Annotated in this window: 15 protein-coding genes; 10 read left to right on the top strand and 5 right to left on the bottom strand. The window is 61.2% G+C overall.

Annotated elements, in window-relative coordinates; translation table 11 throughout:
* Positions 1-2: 2 nt before the first annotated feature.
* On the top strand, positions 3-641 hold the full coding sequence (locus tag ACR0IV_RS07910) for an SDR family NAD(P)-dependent oxidoreductase (protein WP_480657119.1): 639 nt from the start codon (positions 3-5) through the stop codon (positions 639-641).
* On the opposite strand, the gene ACR0IV_RS07905 is transcribed toward ACR0IV_RS07910, so the two are convergent.
* Positions 635-991, bottom strand: coding sequence for a hypothetical protein (locus ACR0IV_RS07905; protein ID WP_480657120.1), 357 nt, complete (start codon positions 989-991; stop codon positions 635-637). The genes ACR0IV_RS07910 and ACR0IV_RS07905 overlap by 7 nt on opposite strands.
* A 165-nt stretch (positions 992-1,156) precedes the next feature.
* Between ACR0IV_RS07905 and ACR0IV_RS07900 the strand changes: the two genes are divergently transcribed.
* The 6 genes from ACR0IV_RS07900 to ACR0IV_RS07875 all read left to right on the top strand — a co-directional run bounded on the left by ACR0IV_RS07900 (position 1,157) and on the right by ACR0IV_RS07875 (position 9,986).
* Positions 1,157-2,395, top strand: a complete 1,239-nt coding sequence (locus ACR0IV_RS07900; RefSeq protein ID WP_480469188.1) for an aspartate kinase — start codon at positions 1,157-1,159, stop codon at positions 2,393-2,395.
* Positions 2,396-2,441: 46 nt separating this feature from the next.
* Positions 2,442-4,685: a phosphoenolpyruvate--protein phosphotransferase gene (ptsP, locus tag ACR0IV_RS07895; RefSeq protein WP_480469189.1), complete on the top strand. Its 2,244-nt coding sequence runs from the start codon at positions 2,442-2,444 to the stop codon at positions 4,683-4,685.
* Between the two features lie 162 nt (positions 4,686-4,847).
* A complete protein-coding gene (zwf, locus tag ACR0IV_RS07890) occupies positions 4,848-6,293 on the top strand; it encodes a glucose-6-phosphate dehydrogenase (protein ID WP_480657121.1) in 1,446 nt (481 codons plus the stop codon).
* A 2-nt stretch (positions 6,294-6,295) separates the two neighbouring features.
* Positions 6,296-8,101: a phosphogluconate dehydratase gene (gene edd / locus ACR0IV_RS07885; protein ID WP_480469191.1), complete on the top strand. Its 1,806-nt coding sequence runs from the start codon at positions 6,296-6,298 to the stop codon at positions 8,099-8,101.
* A 4-nt stretch (positions 8,102-8,105) separates the two neighbouring features.
* Positions 8,106-8,738, top strand: coding sequence for a bifunctional 4-hydroxy-2-oxoglutarate aldolase/2-dehydro-3-deoxy-phosphogluconate aldolase (locus ACR0IV_RS07880; protein ID WP_480469192.1), 633 nt, complete (start codon positions 8,106-8,108; stop codon positions 8,736-8,738).
* 51 nt (positions 8,739-8,789) lie between these two features.
* Entirely contained in the window at positions 8,790-9,986 is a 1,197-nt protein-coding gene (locus tag ACR0IV_RS07875; RefSeq protein ID WP_480657122.1) for a pyridoxal-phosphate-dependent aminotransferase family protein, read from the top strand.
* Positions 9,987-10,059: 73 nt separating this feature from the next.
* Here the strand turns inward: ACR0IV_RS07875 and ACR0IV_RS07870 are convergent, their stop codons facing one another.
* Positions 10,060-11,169 (bottom strand): pyridoxal phosphate-dependent aminotransferase, encoded by a 1,110-nt coding sequence (locus tag ACR0IV_RS07870; RefSeq protein ID WP_480657123.1) that lies wholly within the window; start codon positions 11,167-11,169, stop codon positions 10,060-10,062.
* A 93-nt stretch (positions 11,170-11,262) separates the two neighbouring features.
* Between ACR0IV_RS07870 and ACR0IV_RS07865 the strand changes: the two genes are divergently transcribed.
* The 3 genes from ACR0IV_RS07865 (at position 11,263) to ACR0IV_RS07855 (ending at position 13,542) form a co-directional block, all read left to right on the top strand.
* Positions 11,263-12,333 carry an SMP-30/gluconolactonase/LRE family protein gene (locus ACR0IV_RS07865; protein WP_480657124.1) on the top strand — a complete coding sequence of 357 codons (1,071 nt, stop codon included), beginning with the start codon at positions 11,263-11,265 and terminating at the stop codon, positions 12,331-12,333.
* Positions 12,334-12,400: 67 nt separating this feature from the next.
* Complete coding sequence (locus ACR0IV_RS07860) at positions 12,401-13,183, top strand: crotonase/enoyl-CoA hydratase family protein (protein WP_480657125.1); 783 nt, start codon at positions 12,401-12,403, stop codon at positions 13,181-13,183.
* Positions 13,183-13,542: a VOC family protein gene (locus ACR0IV_RS07855; RefSeq protein ID WP_480657126.1), complete on the top strand. Its 360-nt coding sequence runs from the start codon at positions 13,183-13,185 to the stop codon at positions 13,540-13,542. Before ACR0IV_RS07860 ends, ACR0IV_RS07855 begins: the two co-directional genes overlap by 1 nt.
* A gap of 5 nt (positions 13,543-13,547) precedes the next feature.
* Here the strand turns inward: ACR0IV_RS07855 and ACR0IV_RS07850 are convergent, their stop codons facing one another.
* The 3 genes from ACR0IV_RS07850 to ACR0IV_RS07840 form a co-directional block, all read right to left on the bottom strand.
* Positions 13,548-13,880: a DnaJ family domain-containing protein gene (locus tag ACR0IV_RS07850; RefSeq protein WP_480657127.1), complete on the bottom strand. Its 333-nt coding sequence runs from the start codon at positions 13,878-13,880 to the stop codon at positions 13,548-13,550.
* Between the two features lie 39 nt (positions 13,881-13,919).
* Positions 13,920-15,083: a benzoate/H(+) symporter BenE family transporter gene (locus tag ACR0IV_RS07845; RefSeq protein WP_480657128.1), complete on the bottom strand. Its 1,164-nt coding sequence runs from the start codon at positions 15,081-15,083 to the stop codon at positions 13,920-13,922.
* A 143-nt stretch (positions 15,084-15,226) separates the two neighbouring features.
* Positions 15,227-18,388: a valine--tRNA ligase gene (locus tag ACR0IV_RS07840; RefSeq protein ID WP_480657129.1), complete on the bottom strand. Its 3,162-nt coding sequence runs from the start codon at positions 18,386-18,388 to the stop codon at positions 15,227-15,229.
* Positions 18,389-18,525 lie beyond the last annotated feature (137 nt).

Raw genomic sequence — 18,525 nt, 5'->3', positions numbered from 1 at the left:
CAATGCATATCGTAATTACAGGCGCAGGGCGTGGGATCGGAAAAACCCTTGCAGAACAATATCGTACCAATGGTCATGCTGTTACCGGCACGGCCCGCGACGGCAGTGCCGAGGTTCGGCTGGATGTCTCTGACCCGGCGCAACAGCAGGCAATGTCCGAACAATTGCGGGACCAACCGGTCGACCTGCTAGTTTGCAACGCAGGCGTCTATCTGGACAAAGGCCATGATCTGGACGGCTACCCGGCAGAGATGTGGGACCAGACTTTTTCAGCCAATGTGACCGGCGTGTTTCTGACCATTCAGTCTTTGCTGACCAATCTGCGTGCAGCAAAGGGCAGAATCGCGATTTTGTCGTCTCAGATGGCTTCGCACACCCACGCGCCGGGGGGCAGTTACATCTATCGGGCTTCCAAAGCCGCTGCGCTGAATCTGGGGCGCAATTTGGCGACCGACCTGCGCGGTGATGGCATCGCGGTCGGTATTTATCACCCTGGCTGGGTCCAGACAGATATGGGCACGAATGCCGCAGATATCACTGCCGATCAGTCCGTCAAGGGCCTGCTCGAACGGTTTGATGCGCTATCGATTGAGACCACGGGCTGTTTCGAAACCTGGGACGGTCGCGCGCATCCCTATTGATTGGCCAATGCTGCCTTGGGAATTTCGTAGACCTCACCGGGTTCGATGAAGATCACCATGATGTCACCCGGCGTCTCATAGGTCAGCTTCGCGGTCGAGCTGCTGGAATCAGGTATTCCGTTTGTAAAGTAGATCCGCCGTACCTCTCCGGTTTTCAACTGAACGGCCAGCGTCGCGGTTCCATCTTCACGCTTGCGCAATTCGGCGGGGCAGCTGCCCATCGGCTCGCCCGAAAGTGCGGCGCAGGGCACGGTACCCAGCGAATTCTCGCCATCGGTGCCCGACAGGGTCGCGACCTGCGCGTGGGCAGCGGTTGAGATCAGGGTCAGGGCGGCGGCAAAACGATACATGGAAATCCTCATGGTCGAACAGATGCCGGCAGGCTGGCACCGGCAGACTACAATGTAAAGCGGCCCTGCGCCGCAGGTGAAACTTCTTTGCGCCCTTGCCCTTGCGTCCCCCCTCGCATAAGAGGCACGGGATCAGAAATCCCTGGCGCGGAGACTTTTGCCCCCATGCCCGTACTTGTGATGAAATTCGGCGGCACCTCGGTCGCTAATCTTGACCGTATCCGCCGCGCTGCCAAGCGTGTGGGTGTTGAGGTTGCCAAGGGGTATGACGTCATCGTCATCGTCTCGGCCATGTCGGGTAAAACCAACGAGCTGGTCGGCTGGGTTGACGAGATCTCACCGCTTTATGACGCGCGCGAATATGATGCTGTGGTGTCCTCGGGCGAGAATGTCACCGCGGGTCTGATGGCATTGACCTTGCAGGAAATGGATATCCCGGCGCGCAGCTGGCAGGGCTGGCAAGTGCCGCTGATCACTAATGGCGCGCATTCGGCAGCCCGGATCGAAGAGATCCCGCCTGAAAACATCAACCAGAAGTTCGGCGAAGGCATGCGCGTTGCGGTGGTCGCAGGTTTTCAGGGCATCAGCCCCGAAGGACGTATCACGACGCTGGGCCGGGGTGGTTCGGACACCACGGCAGTGGCCTTTGCCGCCGCGTTCGAGGCCGAGCGCTGCGATATCTACACGGACGTAGACGGCGTCTATACCACTGACCCGCGCATCTGTGAAAAGGCGCGCAAGCTGGACCGGATCTCGTTCGAGGAAATGCTCGAATTGGCCTCATTGGGGGCCAAGGTGCTGCAGACCCGCTCGGTCGAGCTGGCGATGCGCTACAAGGTTAAACTGCGCGTTCTCTCAAGTTTCGAAGAACAATCCGACGAGGCCGGTACGCTGGTCTGCGACGAGGAGGATATCATGGAATCCAATGTTGTGGCCGGTGTGGCCTATTCCCGCGACGAAGCCAAGATGACCGTCGTATCCGTGGCCGACCGCCCGGGCATCGCCTCGATCATCTTTACCGCGCTCAGCGATGAAGGCGTCAACGTCGATATGATCGTCCAGAACATCTCGGACGAAGGGCGCACGGACATGACCTTCTCATGCCCCACCAATCAGGTGACCCGCGCAGAAAAAGCGTTGCTGGCGATCAAGGAACAGGGTGAGCTGAACTATGCCGAATTGGTTGCGGACGAAGACGTCTGCAAGGTCTCGGTCGTGGGTATCGGCATGCGCTCGCAATCCGGTGTTGCGGCGAAGATGTTCAAAATCCTCTCGGATGAAGGGATCAACATCAAGGTCATCACAACCTCCGAGATCAAAATTTCCGTGTTGATCGACAGGAAATACATGGAACTTGCGGTTCAGGCGCTGCATGATGCGTTTGAACTGGACAAGGCGGCCTGAGCGTTTCAGCCAAGGGTCACGCCTGACACCATAAAACGGTTGGGCCATGGCGGACGGTACGGAAACAGAATCCCGCAAGCTGCTCGGGCGGTTACGCGAGGAGATGGCCAGCGAGGCCGCCGGTCAGGAACGCCTTGACCGGATCACGCAGCTGATTGCCGACAGTATCCGGGCAGAGGTCTGCTCGATCTATCTGTTCCGGGATGAGGAGACGCTGGAACTTTGCGCCACCGAAGGTCTATCGCCCGAGGCGGTGCACAAGACCCGGATGCGGATGGGCGAGGGGCTGGTGGGTCGTGTCGCCAAGTCCGGCAAGGTGGTGAATGCCGCCGACGCACCCTCGGCCAAAGGTTTCCGCTACATGCCGGAAACCGGAGAAGAACGGTTCTCGTCGTTCCTTGGCGTGCCGGTGCAGCGACTGGGTCAGAAACTGGGCGTTCTGGTGGTCCAGTCCCGCGAGGCGCGTGAGTTTTCGGCGGATGAGGTTTACGCTCTGGAAGTAGTCGCCATGGTTCTGGCCGAGATGGCCGAACTGGGCGCTTTCGTGGGCGAAGGCGCGGCCCTGTCGCCGCTACACCAGCAATCTGTACAGCTGGAAGGTGGCCCGGCGCAGGAAGGGTCTGCCGAAGGCCATGTCTGGCTGCATGAACCCCGCGTTGTCATTACCAACCCGATTGCGGACGATCCGCACCGCGAACGCGAGCGCCTATCCGAGGCGGTCGAAGAACTGCGTGTCGGTGTCGACAAGATGCTCGAAATATCTCAGGGCGGCGATACCGAGCAGCTGCAGGTGCTCGAAGCCTACCGGATGTTCGCCAATTCCAAAGGCTGGATGCGCCGGATGGAAGAGGATATTGCACTTGGTCTCAGCGCTGAGGCTGCGGTTGAGAAAGAGCAATCCCAGGCCCGCGCCCGCATGGGGCAGGTGACCGATCCCTATTTGCGCGAACGGCTGGCGGATCTGGATGATCTCAGCAACCGTTTGCTGCGGATCCTGACCGGGCAGGGGGCCACCAATGGCGCAGACCTGCCGCCCGATCCGATTCTGATCGCCCGCAATATCGGTCCCGGTGACCTGCTGGAATATGGCCGCTCGCTCAAGGGTATCGTGCTTGAGGAAGGCTCGGTCGGCAGCCATGCCACCATCGTTGCCCGCGCATTGGCGATCCCGCTGGTGGTGCATGTGGGCCGGATCACGACCGAGGCGTTGAACGGTGACCATATTCTTGTGGATGGCGACAATGGCGTTGTTCATCTACGCCCCGAAGATACAGTCGTCAGCGCCTTCCGCGACAAGATCGCGATGCAGGCCAAGGCGCAGGAGCGATATGCCTCGATCCGCGAAACGCCCACGGTCACGCAGGATGGCGCGCGCATCAATATGGTGATGAATGCTGGTCTGATGGCCGATCTGCCGTCGCTGGGCAATTCCGGAGCCGAGGGCGTTGGTCTGTTCCGGACTGAACTGCAATTCCTGATCCGCAACCAGATGCCGAAACGGTCCGAGCTTGTGACCCAGTATCAGCGCGTTCTGGATGCCGCGGGTGAGAAGCGCGTGGTGTTCCGGACGCTGGATATCGGCTCGGACAAGGTGCTGCCCTATATGAAGCACGTGGCCGAGCCGAACCCGGCATTGGGCTGGCGTGCGATCCGGGTTGGCCTCGACAAGCGCGGCGTGATGCGGATGCAGTTACAGGCGCTGTTGCGCGCGGCCAACGGGCGTCCGTTGACGGTCATGTTCCCCTTTGTGGCGCAGGCCGATGAGTTCCGCGAAGCCCGGTGGGAGGTCAACAAGACCATCGAGCGTGAAAAACGGCTGGGCCATGCCCTGCCGGAATCGCTTGAGGTCGGTGCGATGCTGGAAACCCCATCGCTGGCATTTGCGCCGCAAAAGTTCTTTGACGAGGTGGATTTCATCTCGATCGGCGGCAACGATCTGAAGCAGTTTTTCTTCGCCGCCGACCGCGAAAACGAACTGGTGCGCCGCCGCTATGATACGCTGAATGTCAGCTTCCTCAGCTTCATCGAACGCATTGTTGAGCGTTGCAACATCTCGGACACGCCGCTCAGCTTCTGCGGCGAAGACGCCGGGCGTCCGGTCGAAGCACTGTGTCTGGCGGCGATGGGTATCCGAACCCTGTCGATGCGCCCGGCCTCAATCGGGCCGGTCAAAAGCCTGCTTTTGCGGTCGAACCTGCAGGATGTTCGCAAGATCATCGCCGATGCTCGGCACCGTGGCGAGCAATCCGTGCGCCCGTCGGTGATGGACTGGTTGCGGTCGCAATCGTGATGGCCCTGACAGCACAAGGACAATTCCGGGCTTGATTTTCGTGTCCGGTTTCCGTATCCAGCCGGTAAATGTTAGCGATAACATAGATTGGAGCGTATCCGCGCTTCACATCCCGGCTGAAGCCCTAGATAGCAGGGTGGGGAATTCGAAAGGAAGCGGACCATGGTTTCACGCGTAATTCCGGTAGATCCGTTTGACCTCGTGCTGTTCGGCGCGACGGGTGATCTGGCGCAACGCAAGATCCTGCCAGGGCTCTATCATCGGTTCGCGGTTGGGCAGATGCCCGAAGATGCGCGCATCATCGGTACCGCGCGATCCGAGGTCGACAGCGACGGGTTTCGCGCCCAACTGCGCGTGTCGATGGATGAATTCGCCCCGAAATACGACAAAGACACTCTGGATCGTTTCCTGTCGCGTGTTGAGTATGTTCCGGTGGATGCGTTGGGGGATGCGGGCTGGCCTGATCTGGCCAAGGCACTGCGCCCGGATGTCGTGCGCGCCTTTTACCTGTCCGTGGGGCCAAGCCTTTTTTCTGGCATCGCGCAACGGCTGAACGATCACGGGCTGGCCACGCCTGACAGCCGGATCGTGGTTGAAAAACCCTTCGGCCATGATCTGGCCTCGGCCAAGGCGCTGAATGGGGGCCTGCGCGCCTGTTTCGAAGAGCATCAAATCTATCGGATCGACCATTATCTGGGCAAGGAAACCGTGCAGAACCTGATGGCCCTGCGCTTTGCCAATTCGCTGTTCGAACCGCTCTGGAACGCGACCCATGTCGATCACGTTCAGATCACCGTGGCCGAGACCGTGGGTGTCGAAGGGCGCGGCGCGTACTACGATCAATCCGGTGCGATGCGCGACATGATCCAGAACCATCTGGTGCAATTGCTGTGCCTGACGGCGATGGAGCCGCCCTCGAAATTCTCGCCCAACGCGGTACGCGATGAGAAGGTGAAGGTCATCGAAGCGCTGGAGCCGGTGGAACCCAAGGATATCGCTCGTGGCCAGTACCGCACCGAAAAAGGGGGCGATGGCTATCTGGATCACGTCGGCAACCCCGCCAGCCGCACCGAAAGCTTCATCGCGCTGAAGGCGCATATCGGCAACTGGCGCTGGGCCGGGGTGCCGTTTTACCTGCGCACCGGTAAGCGCCTGCGGGCTCGGGAATCCGAGATCGCCGTGTTCTTCCGCGATCCGCCGCATACGATTTTTCCGAATGTCGGGCCTCTGCATGGCAATGTGCTGGTGATCCGCCTGCAACCAGACGAAGGCATCACCCTCCGCACGACCATCAAGGAACCGGGGCAGGGCGGCTTCCGCCTGTCCGACGTGGCGCTTGACATGAGCTTTGCTGATGCGCTGGGCGACCACTCACAATCGCCTGACGCCTATGAACGCCTGATAATGGACGTGATCCGCGGTGATCAGACCCTGTTCATGCGCGGTGATGAGGCCGAGGCCGCCTGGGCCTGGGTCGATCCCATCATTCACGGCTGGGAAGAGCGTGGCGACAAGCCTGCGAAATATGATCAGGGCAGTTCCGGCCCCGAAGAGGCATTGATGCTGATGCATCGCGATGGGCGCCGCTGGCGTCAGATCGGAGGGTAATCATGGTCAACACAGTCATATCCGACGTCACCAAACGCATCATCGACCGCAGCGCCGATCTGCGCGGCCCGCATTTGGAACGGATGGAGCAGGCCAAATCCAAAGGCCCAGCCCGCGCGCATCTGTCCTGCAGTGGCCAGGCCCATGCCTATGCGGGTGCTGGTGAGGACCAGGATTCCATGGCAACCGGCACTGCGGGAAACCTCGGAATCGTCACCGCCTATAACGACATGCTCTCTGCCCACCAGCCTTTCGAACGCTATCCCGCCTTGATCCGCGATGCGATCCGCGTGGCGGGCGGCACCGCGCAGGTCGCGGGCGGCGTTCCGGCCATGTGCGACGGCGTGACCCAAGGCGAGGCAGGAATGGAGCTGTCTCTGTTCTCACGCGACGTGATTGCCTTGGCGACGGGTGTTGCGCTCAGCCACAACACCTATGACGCAGCGGTGTTTCTGGGCGTCTGCGACAAGATCGTCCCCGGCTTGATTATTGGCGCTCAGGCCTTTGGCCATCTGCCCGCCGTCTTCCTGCCAGCCGGCCCGATGACCAGCGGCTTGCCGAACGACGAAAAGGCAAAGGTCCGCCAGAAATTCGCTGCCGGTGAAGTGGGCCGCGAAGAGCTGATGAAGGCCGAAATGGCCGCCTATCATGGCCCCGGCACCTGCACCTTCTACGGCACTGCCAACACCAACCAGATGCTGATGGAATTCATGGGCCTGCACCTGCCAGGGTCCAGCTTTATTAACCCGAATACGCCTCTGCGCGACGCCCTGACCGAGGAAGGCGCCCGTCGCGCCCTGTCGCTCAGCGCGCTGGGCAATCACTACACGCCCGTCTGCCAGATCCTCGACGAGCGCGCTTTTGTCAACGGCATCGTCGGCCTGATGGCTACCGGAGGGTCCACCAACCTGCTGATCCACCTGATCGCCATGGCGCGGGCCGGGGGTATCGTGCTGGATTGGGAGGATTTTTCCGACATCTCCGCTGTGGTCCCTCTGGTCGCGCGGGTTTATCCGAACGGTCTGGCCGACGTAAACCACTTCCACGCTGCCGGGGGCTTGGGCTTTGCCATCGGCACGCTGCTTGAGGAAGGATTGCTGCACCCCGATACGCTCACCGTTGCGGGGCAGGGCCTGCACAACTACACCAAGGAACCCAAGCTTAAGAACGGCGAACTGGTCTGGGAAGACGGCGCAGGCCACAGCCTGAACGAAAAGATCGTCCGTCCCGCCAACGATCCGTTCCAACCCACGGGCGGCCTCTCGCGCTTGACCGGTAATCTGGGCACCGGCGTCATGAAGGTCTCGGCCGTGGCGCCAGAACACCAAGTGGTCGAAGCACCCGTGCGTGTGTTCCATGATCAGAACGCCGTGAAGGCTGCCTTCAAAGCCGGAGAGTTCACCGATGACGTCATCGTCGTCGTTCGCTTCCAAGGCCCCAAGGCCAATGGCATGCCCGAATTACATTCCCTGACACCAATCCTGTCGATCCTGCAGGGCCGGGGCCAAAAGGTCGCGCTGGTCACCGATGGTCGTATGTCCGGCGCATCTGGCAAGGTGCCCGCCGCCATCCATGTCTGCCCCGAGGCGCTGGACGGCGGGGCCATCGCCTATCTGCAGGATGGAGATCTCCTGCGCGTCGATGCCGTCAAAGGCGAGCTTGAAATCCTCACCCCCGGCGTTCTCGACCGCACCCCGGCCACTGCAGATCTCACCGCAAACCAACACGGCGTTGGCCGTGACCTCTTCAGCGCCTTCCGTCAGAATGTCGGCTCAGCCGACACCGGCGCCAGCATTTTCGGAGTTTGAACCCATGTCCAAAACTCAACGCACCCGCGAGATCTGCGCGCTGGCCCCGATCGTCCCGGTTCTGGTCGTGGATGACGCCGCCCACGCCCGCCCGCTGGCCGAAGCTCTGGTCGCCGGAGGCCTTCCCGCGCTTGAAGTCACTTTGCGCACCCCCGCCGCGCTCGACGCGATCCGTGCTATGGCCGACGTCCCTGGCGGCGTTGTTGGTGCAGGCACGCTGATCACCCCCGAGGACGTCCGCGCCGCCAAAGAGGCCGGTGCACAATTCGGCGTTTCCCCCGGTGCAACTGATGCCCTGATCGCCGCCTGCGAAGCCGAAGGCTTGCCTCTTCTCCCCGGTGCGGCCACCGCAAGTGAAGCCATGGCTCTACTGGAAAAGGGCTATGACATGCTGAAATTCTTCCCCGCCGAAGCCTCCGGCGGGGCACCCGCCCTGAAAGCCATCGGCGCACCCCTGCCGCAGATCGCCTTCTGTCCCACAGGTGGCGTGTCGCCCTCAAACGCCCTCGATTACCTGTCTCTGTCGAATGTTGTCTGCGCAGGCGGCAGCTGGGTTGCGCCCAAACAGATGGTTCAAAACGGCGATTGGGCCGGGATCGAAACACTTGCGCGCGAGGCGGCAAGCCTGACGGATTGACGCCACAGGGCGAAACGCTAGGGTAGGCCTCAATTCAAACAGGTTGCCCTCATGACAAACCAGCTCTCCCTCGCGCATGGGCGCGAGTATCTGGCCATTCCCGGCCCTTCGGTCATGCCCGACGCGGTGCTGCAAGCCATGCACCGCCCGTCGCCCAATATCTATGACGGCGAACTGATCGAGATGATGCCCGCGCTCACCCGCGATCTGAAGCGTGTGGCCGGGACTCAACATAACGTCGCCATCTACATCGCCAACGGCCACGGCACGTGGGAGGCCGCGCTTTCGAACGTGCTCGCCCTGGGCGAAACCGTGCTCGCCCCGGCCTCGGGCCGCTTCACCCATGGCTGGGCAGAGATGGCCGAGGGGATCGGTGCAAAGATCGAGCTGATCGATTTTGGCATGTCCTCACCCTGGGATATCGACCGTATCGCCGAAGCTCTGCGTGCTGATACCAGCCACAAAATCAAAGCGGTGCTCGCGGTTCATGTCGACACGTCCACGTCGATCCGGAACAATATCCCGGCTCTGCGCGCCTTGCTCGACGATCTTGATCACCCCGCTTTGCTGATGGCGGATTGCATCGCCTCGATGGGTTGCGACCGGTTCGAGATGGATGCCTGGGGCGTCGATGTCACGGTCACCGCCTGCCAAAAGGGGCTGATGACCCCGGCAGGTACCGGCTTTGTCTTTTTCAACGACAAAGCACAGGCCAAACGGGCCTCCATGCCCCGCGTCTCGCAATACTGGGACTGGCAGCCCCGCGCCAATCCCGATCTGTTCTACCAGTATTTCAACGGCACCGCGCCAACTCACCACCTCTATGGTCTACGCGCAGCACTCGATCTGATCCATGGCGAAGGCTTGGAACATGTCTGGGCCCGCCACGAACACCTTGCCAAAGCCATCTGGGCCGCTTGCGAGATCTGGACGCAAGGCGGAGCGCTTCAATTCAATGTCACCGACCCAGCGCATCGCAGCCACGCGGTCACCGCCCTGCGCCTGACCGAAGGACGTGGTACGCCGCTGCGGAACTACACTGAAAACCAGCTCGGCCTGACTCTGGGCATCGGTCTTGGGATGGAGGATTGGGACGGCTGTTTCCGGCTCGGCCATATGGGCCATGTAAACGCGCAAATGATCATGGCCATGCTTGGTGGCATCGAAACCGCCATGGCCGCGCTCGATATCCCCCGCAGCAAAGGCGCCCTCGAAGCCGCCGCAGCAGCACTCGCTAACCAGAGCTGATCCGCCTCTTCATCTGGCCACAAATATCTTCGGGGGGATCGCGCCATGGCGCGATGGGGGGCAGACAGCCCCCCTACACGGCCCGGGCCTTCGCCAAAGCCACAGGCAAAGCAGCTTCAAAGGCCGACATCTCAGTCTCCCCCCCGCAACTCACCCGAATACACCGGTTCTGAGGTGCCGCGAACGGCATCCGCACGAACACACGCTGTTCGACCAGCGAGTCCAGAACAGCCTTGGCAAACACCCCATCGCGCCCGCAATCGATCGCCACGAAATTCGTGGCAGAACTTATAGGCTCCAGCCCGTTCTCTCGCGCAATTTGTCCGATCCGGTCGCGCGCTTCGGCAATCTGCGTCTGAACTTGCACTAGCCAATCGCCATCTTCCAATGCCGCCAATGCTCCGGCCTGCGCGGCGCGATTCATGCCAAAGTGATTGCGCACTTTGTTAAAGCCCGCAATCAACTCCGGCGCACCGATGGCGTAACCCACCCGCGCCCCGGCCATGCCATAGACTTTGGAAAAGGTCCGCATCCGGATCACACGCGGATCGTCTGCAGCAACGGGCGCGGCGGTGCCTTCGGGCGCGCATTCCACATAAGCCTCGTCAAGGACCAGCAAGCAGCCGTCGGGCAGCGCCTCCATCGCGGCAACGATAGCCGCCCCTGAATGCCAGGTTCCCATCGGGTTATCCGGGTTGGCCAGATAAACCAGCTTTGCGCCCATCTCTGCCGCTTTGGCGAACAAGGCCGCCGGGTCCTCGTGATCGTCGCGATAGGGAACCGTGTGCAAAATCCCTCCGAACCCCGCCACGTGATAGTTGAATGTGGGATAAGCCCCGTCCGAGGTCACGACTGTATCGCCCGACCCGACCAGCAGCCGCACCAGATAGCCCAGCAACCCATCAATACCTTCCCCAACCACGATATTCTCGGGCGTGACGCCATGATGCGCCGCCAGTGCATGGCGTAGGTCAAAGTTCTCGGGATCGCCATACATCCAGACCTCTCCCGCCGCCCGTTGCATCGCCTCAATGGCACGAGGTGAGGGGCCAAACACGCTCTCATTCGCGCCGATCCGGGCAACGAAAGGCGCGCCACGCTGGCGCTCCTGCGTTTCGGGGCCGACAAAAGGCACGGTAGCGGGCAGGGATTGCGCAAGCGGGGTATAACGAGGACCAGTCATGGCCGCAGATAAGCGCAACCTCTGCAGAGGGGCAAGCCTTGCACCCTGTCGCAATCACCGTCAGGGTGTCCGCAACCATGGTTCGGAGGTGGCATGCGTTTTCTACTGGGGCTTGTCCTGATCGGTCTTGCTTATCTGTCGTTCTGGCCGGTCCCTGTTGATCCCGTCGCGCATGAGATGCCCAAGCCGCCCGGTTTCACTGGTGATTTTGCTGAGAACACCCATCTCGACAAAGCGCAGCTGATCTCCCTCCCGGACGGAGAGATCGGCCCCGAAGATATTGCGATCCTGCCCGGTGGTGCGGTCTACACCACCAGCCTGTCTGGCGCTCTTTATCGCATCGACGGGGATCAGCCGACCCAGGTCGATCAACTCGACGGTCGCCCTCTGGGTCTGCGTGCAGGACCGGATGGTGCGCTCTACATTGCTGACAGCTTTCGCGGTCTGATGCGCTGGTCCGGACCAGGAACGCTGGAGACGCTGGCCTCCGAGATCGACGGAGCGCCCATGATTTATGCCAACAACCTCGATGTGGCGCAGGATGGCATGGTTTATTTTTCGAACTCTTCGGACCGCTTCGATCCTGAAACGATGGGCGGCACCAAACCCACCTCGGTCATGACCATTTGGGAGCAATCTCCGACCGGCTACGTCGCGCGATATTCTCCCGACGGCAGCGTCGAGAAGATCGCCGAGGGATTTGTTTATACCAACGGTATCGCCCTTTCGCCGGACGAAGATTTCCTGCTGATCGCCGAAACGGGACGGGCGCGGGTACACAAACTCTGGCTCTCCGGCCCGAAGGTCGGAACGCAGGAGGTTTTACTCGATAACCTGCCGGGCTATCCCGACAACATCAAAGCGCAGGGCGATGGCACCTATTGGATGGCCTTCGCCAGCCCGCGCGTGCCATCCGAGGCGCTGATGCCTTATCCCTTCCTGCGCAAGGTGATCTGGCGGCTGGGCCCGATGGTGCGCCCTGCGCCGATTCACCGCGGTATGTTGGTGCAGTTCGACGGCGACGGAACCATCCTGCGGACGCTGCAGGACCCGGACGGACGGTTGGGCATTACCACCAGCGGGCAAGTTGTCGACGACCAGTTCTATGTGATGACGCTGGATTCTCCGTGGTTTGGCCGGATGCCACTCTCCGATCTGCCCTGACGTTGCAGTGGCGCCGACCGTCCCGAGCTGGCATGGTTGCCGCAACAAAGAACACCCCGGAGGTCCCATGTCCCGCGTATCCGTCGAATACAAAGACCACATCGCCCATGTCACGCTGACCCGCGGCGACAAGATGAACGCGCTGGATGATGCGATGATCAAGGCGATCCTGTCGGCGGGGCAAGAGGTCGCCGCCGCAGATATCCGCGCCGTGGTGCTGTCAGGCGAGGGCAAAAGCTTCTGCGCCGGGCTCGACATGGCCAGCTTTGCCAGCATGGCCCACACCGACCCGACCGAATGGCTGATGACCCGCAGCCACGAGGACGCCAACGAGATGCAGGAGCTCGCCCTGACCTGGCGGCGCGTTCCGGTCCCGGTGATCTGTGCCATTCAGGGCGTCGCCTATGGCGGAGGTCTTCAGATCGCGCTGGGCGCAGATATCCGCATTGCGCATCCCGAGGCCAAGCTGGCAGTGATGGAGATGAAATGGGGTATCATCCCCGACATGGGGGGCATGGTTCTGCTGCCCCAGCTTGTGCGTTCAGACGTGTTGCGTCTGCTGACTTACACTGCCCGTCCTATCGGCGCGCCACGGGCGGCGGATTGGGGACTGGTGACGAAACTCTCCGACGACCCTCTGACCGAAGCGCTTGCTCTGGCCGAGGATATTGCTGGTAAAAGCCCCTCGGCCATCCGCGCGGCCAAGCGCCTGATCGAAGTAGCCGAAAGCAAATCCCGCGCCGAGGTTCTGATCGAGGAATCCGCCGAACAGGTGGAACTTATCGGAAAGCCGGATCAGATCGAGGTCATCACGGCCCAGATGCAGGGCCGCAAGCCCGAGTTCAAATAATGCCTGCTGAGATCACACGTATCATCCTCTATTCAAAGCGCATGGATGAGATGGTGTGGTTCTACGAAACTCATTTTGGATTTACCGCCAAAAGAAAAGCAGGCGACCAGATAGTCGAGCTTGTGCCAGAAACAGGCGGGGCGCATCTTTTGCTGCACCCGGCTGGCAAGGCCGCGCGAGAAGGTCAGGTTGCGGTCAAACTCGTCTTTGACGTCGTGGATGTGCCGGCTTTTTGCGCACGCGCGCGTCTGAATGGATTGGAGTTCGGGCCAATTCATCAGGCAGATGGGTATGAATTTGCGAACGCCAAAGACCCATCGAAAAATTCGATTTCTATTTCTAGCCGGGCCTTTGTTTAACATTCTTAGCGCATAAAACTGCGCCGCGCGTCGCGGGCCATATTGTACCGCATCTCCAGCTCGGCGATGCGGGCCATGGCGGCTTTCCTGTCCGCGGGGTCGGTCAGCGTTGCATAGTCCTGCCGTGCCGCGTCCAGCTCTTTCTTGATGTTGAACTCCTCGGGCAACACCCCGGCCTGCGCCATGATCCGATGACCCGCTGTAATAGCGGGATCGCCCTGAGCTTCGGATGAGCGGTCGGGCAGGGGCTCACCTTCGCCTTCAAGACCCTGTAACTGGCCCTCGGCCTGCGCCTTTTTGATCTGGCGTTCCACCAGTTTTCCAAGCGACCCGAACATGTGCGCATCATACCGATTACGGCGACAAGGCGAAAGGGATCAAAGCATTCTGCTTGTCACAAGATGCGCGATGCCACCGGCCAGAAGCCCCCAGACCGCAGCACCCAGCCCAAAGACCGTGATGCCGGACGCGGTGATGGCCAGCGTCAGAATGGCGGCTTCACGCTCAGCAGGCACATCCAGCGCGGCATGCATCGAATTGGCCATTACGCCGATCAGTGCAACCCCGGCCAGAGTGCCCATCAACATCGGATCAGCATGGGCGGCAAAGCTGGTGATCGCCACGGCAAAGACACCAAACAGGCAGTAGAACACACCGCCCATGATCGCAGACCAGTATCGCTGCGCAGGGTCGGGATGGCTGTCCTCGTTGGAACACATCGCGGCCGTGATGGCGGCCAGACAGGTCGCGGGGGCGCCGAACGGGGCCGAAAGCAGGCTCGCGCCACCGACGGATGAAAACAGCTTGCCGGGAACGGGGGCAAAGCCAAAGCTGCGCATCACTGCGACGCCGGGGATATTCTGCGTTGCCATGGTGACGATGAACAGCGGAACGCCGATGCCGATGGCGGACGCGGCTGAGAAGGACGGCGTGGTCCAGATCGGAGCCGCGATCAGTCGGTCCGGCATCAGTTGCGTATCTCCGGCGTTCAGAGACACCACGACGGCCGCGGCGACCACGGCTGCCGGGACCGCGAACAACCGGTTGAAGCGACCCGCGATGAACCATGTCAGGATCACCGGCAGCGCCTGCCATGGAATTTCAACCGCCGCTTTGAAGGGCACAAGGCAGAGCGGCAACAACACTCCAGCCAGCATCGCCTGCGCCAGCGATGTTGGGATAGCTGCAGCCAGCCGCCCAAGGGGCTTCCACAGCCCCGCCAGCACGGTCAGAGCTCCGGCGCACAGGAACGCTCCGGTCGCGCCCGAAAACCCCTCGGCCGGGGCGGCAGACACCGCCAGCAATGCGGCCCCCGGCGTGGACCACGCGACGCTGATTGGCATTTTATACCGCAGGCTGAGGATGATGGCCGCAAGCCCCATGGCAATCGCCGCGCTCATCAACCCCGACGCCGCTTGCGCAGGCGAAGCCCCCATGGCGCCCAGCCCTTGCAGGACGATGGGGAACGAACTGAAGAACCCGACAATGGCCACAACCAACCCGGTTGAGACGGTCTGCATCGGAGGGAAAGGTCGCGCCATCGGGGCCTCGGAGGATTGTGTTGCCGAAGTGCTACCAAGCGCGGGTGGGCGCGAACAAGAGGGAAAGCTTTGAGGTTAAAGAAAAACCCCTCCGTCAGGTTTGGCGGAGGGGTTTGGATTTGAATATTTGTGAAAGATGAAGGTCAGGCGATCTCAGCCAGACGGGCGAGCGCCTCGTTCAACTTGGCCTCTTCCTCTTCGCGGGCGGCAAGGTTGGCTTTGGCTTCTTCAACCACTTCGGCCGGGGCCGATGCCACGAATTTCGGATTGTTCAAGCGACCGCGCAAACCACCGAGTTCCTTGGCCAGCTTGCCCTTGGCTTTTTCCAGCCGTTCCTTTTCCGCACCAATGTCGATGATGTCCGCCAGCGGCAGACCAAAGGAGGCACCGGGGGCGGCGATTGAGATCGTGCCCTTGGGCAGTTCATCCGCCTTGGTCAGGCTGTCGATCCGCGCCAGACGCTTGATCAGCGCCTCGTTTCGGTCCCAAGCGGCCTGGCCGTTCGCATCGATCTCGGTCACCAGCATCGGCACGTAGAGCCCCGCCGGAACCCGCATCTGCGCGCGCGCCGAGCGGGTGTTTTCGATCACCGAGATCACCCAGTTCATTTCACGATCCGCATCCGCGTCGATCAGATCTGTGGCGGCATAGGTCGGCCAATCAGCGTGCACGACCATTATTGCGCGGTTGCCGGTCAGGCCCCACAGCTCTTCGGTGATGAAGGGCATGATCGGGTGCAGCAGGACCATGCACTGATCCAGAACCCAACGCATGGTGGCGCGGGTTTCGGCCTGCGCTTCTGCGTCGTCGCCTTGCAGCAGCGGCTTGGATAGCTCCACATACCAGTCGCAGACCTTGCCCCAGACAAAGGCATAAAGCCCGTTGGCCGCATCGTTGAAGCGATAGCTTTCCAGCGCCGCGTCGACCTCTTCCCGCACGCGCGCGGTTTCGCCGATGATCCAGCGGTTTACAGCCGCTTTGGGCTTCAGGTCGGCCACGTCCAGTAACGGCACGGCGTCGGTGAAGACCTCGTTCATCTCGGCAAAGCGGACGGCGTTCCATAGCTTGGTGCCAAAGTTGCGGTAACCGGTGATGCGCTCGCGGGATAGTTTCAGCACCCCGCCGATGGCCGCCATCGAGGCGTTGGTGAACCGCAGCGCATCGGCGCCGAATTCGTCCACGATCTCCAACGGGTCGATGACGTTGCCGGTGGTCTTGGACATCTTCTTGCCCTTCTCGTCGCGGACGAGCTGGTGCAGGTAAACAGTGTGGAACGGGATCTGGTCGACCACGGCCAGCTGCATCATCATCATCCGGGCGACCCAGAAGAACAGGATGTCGAAACCGGTGACCAGAACGTCCGTGGGGAAGTAGCGCTCCAGTTCTTCTGTCTGTTCCGGCCAGCCCAGCGTGCCGATGGGCCAGAGGCCGGAGGAGAACCATGTGTCGAGGACATCGGGATCGCGCCAAACCGGGTAGACCAGCCTGGTCGGGTCTTGTTCGACCGCGTATTGAGCAAGGCTTTCAGCGAACTGATGGATCGCTTCCTGTTTGTCGGCAACTTCGACAACCGTCGCATGGCTCAGCGGGCTGGGAATGTTTGCATTGTCGTCGAGGAATTTCTCGGTAACGGCTTTAAGGCTCGCAGCGCATTCCATGACATTGCCACGGTGCAGCATGCCGCCTTCGTTCAGCAAACGGCCCAATTCGACCAAATCAAGGTCGCCGTCGTTTTCATCGTCCTTAAAGTTCTCAGCCGATAGATCGAGACCATACCAAACCGGTATCTGATGTCCCCACCACAGCTGGCGCGAGATGCACCAGGGCTCGATGTTTTCCAGCCAGTGGTAATAGGTCTTCTCGCCCGACTCGGGGATGATCTTGACCGTGCCGTCCTTGACCGCGTCCAGCGCGGGGCCGACGACCTTTTCGGCGTCGACGAACCACTGATCGGTGAACATCGGTTCGATAACAACTTTCGAGCGGTCGCCGAAGGGCTGCATGATCGGTTTGCTTTCGACCAGCGGGACCAGCTTGTCGGCCCCTTCGTGGTCGGGCTTCAACGCGGTTGATCCCAGACGGGGATCATCCGCGCGGGTCATAACGGCCAAACCGTCGGCGGTGATCTCCTCGACGACCTTCGCACGCGCCTCGAACCGGTCGAGCCCGCGCAGGTGGTCAGGGATCAGGTTGATCGCGTCGATCTCGTTCTCGGTGAACGCGCGCCCACGTGCATATTCCTGCGCCTTGCCCGCTTCTTCGGCGTAAGGCGCGCCATCGGCCCGCATCGCGCCTTTGGTGTCCATCAGGCGATACATCGGAATACCGCCGCGCTTGGCGACCATGTTGTCGTTGAAGTCGTGCGCCCCGGTGATCTTCACCGCGCCCGAGCCGAAATCAGGGTCGGGATACTCATCGGTGATGATCGGAATCTGGCGGCGATGTTCTTTCGGGCCAACCGGGATTTCGCAAAGTTTCCCGACGATTGGCGCATACCGTTCATCCGACGGATGAACCGCAACCGCGCCGTCGCCCAGCATGGTCTCGGGGCGCGTCGTGGCGATCGAGATATAATCGCGCTCTTCGCGGAAGATCACATTTCCATCTTCATCTTTTTCCAAATACTCATATGTCTCGCCACCGGCCAGCGGGTACTTGAAGTGCCACATATGACCGGCGACCTCGATATTCTCGACCTCAAGGTCCGAGATCGCGGTCTCGAAATGCGGGTCCCAGTTGACCAGCCGCTTGCCGCGATAGATCAGGCCTTTTTCGTACATGTCGACGAAGACCTTGATCACCGCGTCGTGGAAATTGGCCGAGTTCTCATGCCCGGTGCGCGGATCACGGGGCGCGCCCGCCATGGTGAACGCGTTGCGCGACCAGTCGCAGGACGACCCCAGACGCTTCAGCTGTTCGATGATCGTGCCGCCGTATTCGCCTTTCCACTCCCAGACCTTGTCCAGAAACGCCTCGCGCCCCAGCTCACGACGTCCCGGCTGCTGGGTGGCGGCCAGCATCTTTTCCACCTGCATCTGTGTGGCGATACCGGCGTGGTCCTGACCGGGCTGCCACAGCGTGTCGAAACCGCGCATCCGGTGCCAGCGGATCAGGATGTCCTGCAGCGTGTTGTTGAACGCGTGGCCCACATGCAGCGCGCCCGTCACGTTGGGCGGTGGGATCATGATGGTAAAGCTTTCATCGCGCGATTTGTTCGCGCCTGCCTTGAAGGCTCCGGCCTGTTCCCAGGCCTGATAAATGCGGGCCTCGGCCTCGGCCGCGTTGAATGTCTTTTCCATCGCCATGGGGTGCGTCCTGCGTCATCAATCTCGGGTCAGCGCCTGCAATAACGAATGCGTGCGGGAAGGGGAAGGGTCTGCGCGCTCTGGACAACGAACCCGTTCAGCCTAATGTCGCCTCTGACGCAGCCCAAAGGATCGCT

It is taken from the genome of Ruegeria sp. C2, assembly GCF_056537765.1.
This window is presented reverse-complemented; position numbering and strand designations above follow the sequence as displayed.

Coding starts and splice junctions, on each gene's coding strand:
- ACR0IV_RS07910 (WP_480657119.1), top strand. CDS start 3: ATGCATATCGTAATTACAGGCGCAGGGCGTGGGATCGGAAAAACCCTT.
- ACR0IV_RS07905 (WP_480657120.1), bottom strand. CDS start 991: ATGTATCGTTTTGCCGCCGCCCTGACCCTGATCTCAACCGCTGCCCAC.
- ACR0IV_RS07900 (WP_480469188.1), top strand. CDS start 1,157: ATGCCCGTACTTGTGATGAAATTCGGCGGCACCTCGGTCGCTAATCTT.
- ptsP (WP_480469189.1), top strand. CDS start 2,442: ATGGCGGACGGTACGGAAACAGAATCCCGCAAGCTGCTCGGGCGGTTA.
- zwf (WP_480657121.1), top strand. CDS start 4,848: ATGGTTTCACGCGTAATTCCGGTAGATCCGTTTGACCTCGTGCTGTTC.
- edd (WP_480469191.1), top strand. CDS start 6,296: ATGGTCAACACAGTCATATCCGACGTCACCAAACGCATCATCGACCGC.
- ACR0IV_RS07880 (WP_480469192.1), top strand. CDS start 8,106: ATGTCCAAAACTCAACGCACCCGCGAGATCTGCGCGCTGGCCCCGATC.
- ACR0IV_RS07875 (WP_480657122.1), top strand. CDS start 8,790: ATGACAAACCAGCTCTCCCTCGCGCATGGGCGCGAGTATCTGGCCATT.
- ACR0IV_RS07870 (WP_480657123.1), bottom strand. CDS start 11,169: ATGACTGGTCCTCGTTATACCCCGCTTGCGCAATCCCTGCCCGCTACC.
- ACR0IV_RS07865 (WP_480657124.1), top strand. CDS start 11,263: ATGCGTTTTCTACTGGGGCTTGTCCTGATCGGTCTTGCTTATCTGTCG.
- ACR0IV_RS07860 (WP_480657125.1), top strand. CDS start 12,401: ATGTCCCGCGTATCCGTCGAATACAAAGACCACATCGCCCATGTCACG.
- ACR0IV_RS07855 (WP_480657126.1), top strand. CDS start 13,183: ATGCCTGCTGAGATCACACGTATCATCCTCTATTCAAAGCGCATGGAT.
- ACR0IV_RS07850 (WP_480657127.1), bottom strand. CDS start 13,880: ATGTTCGGGTCGCTTGGAAAACTGGTGGAACGCCAGATCAAAAAGGCG.
- ACR0IV_RS07845 (WP_480657128.1), bottom strand. CDS start 15,083: ATGGCGCGACCTTTCCCTCCGATGCAGACCGTCTCAACCGGGTTGGTT.
- ACR0IV_RS07840 (WP_480657129.1), bottom strand. CDS start 18,388: ATGGCGATGGAAAAGACATTCAACGCGGCCGAGGCCGAGGCCCGCATT.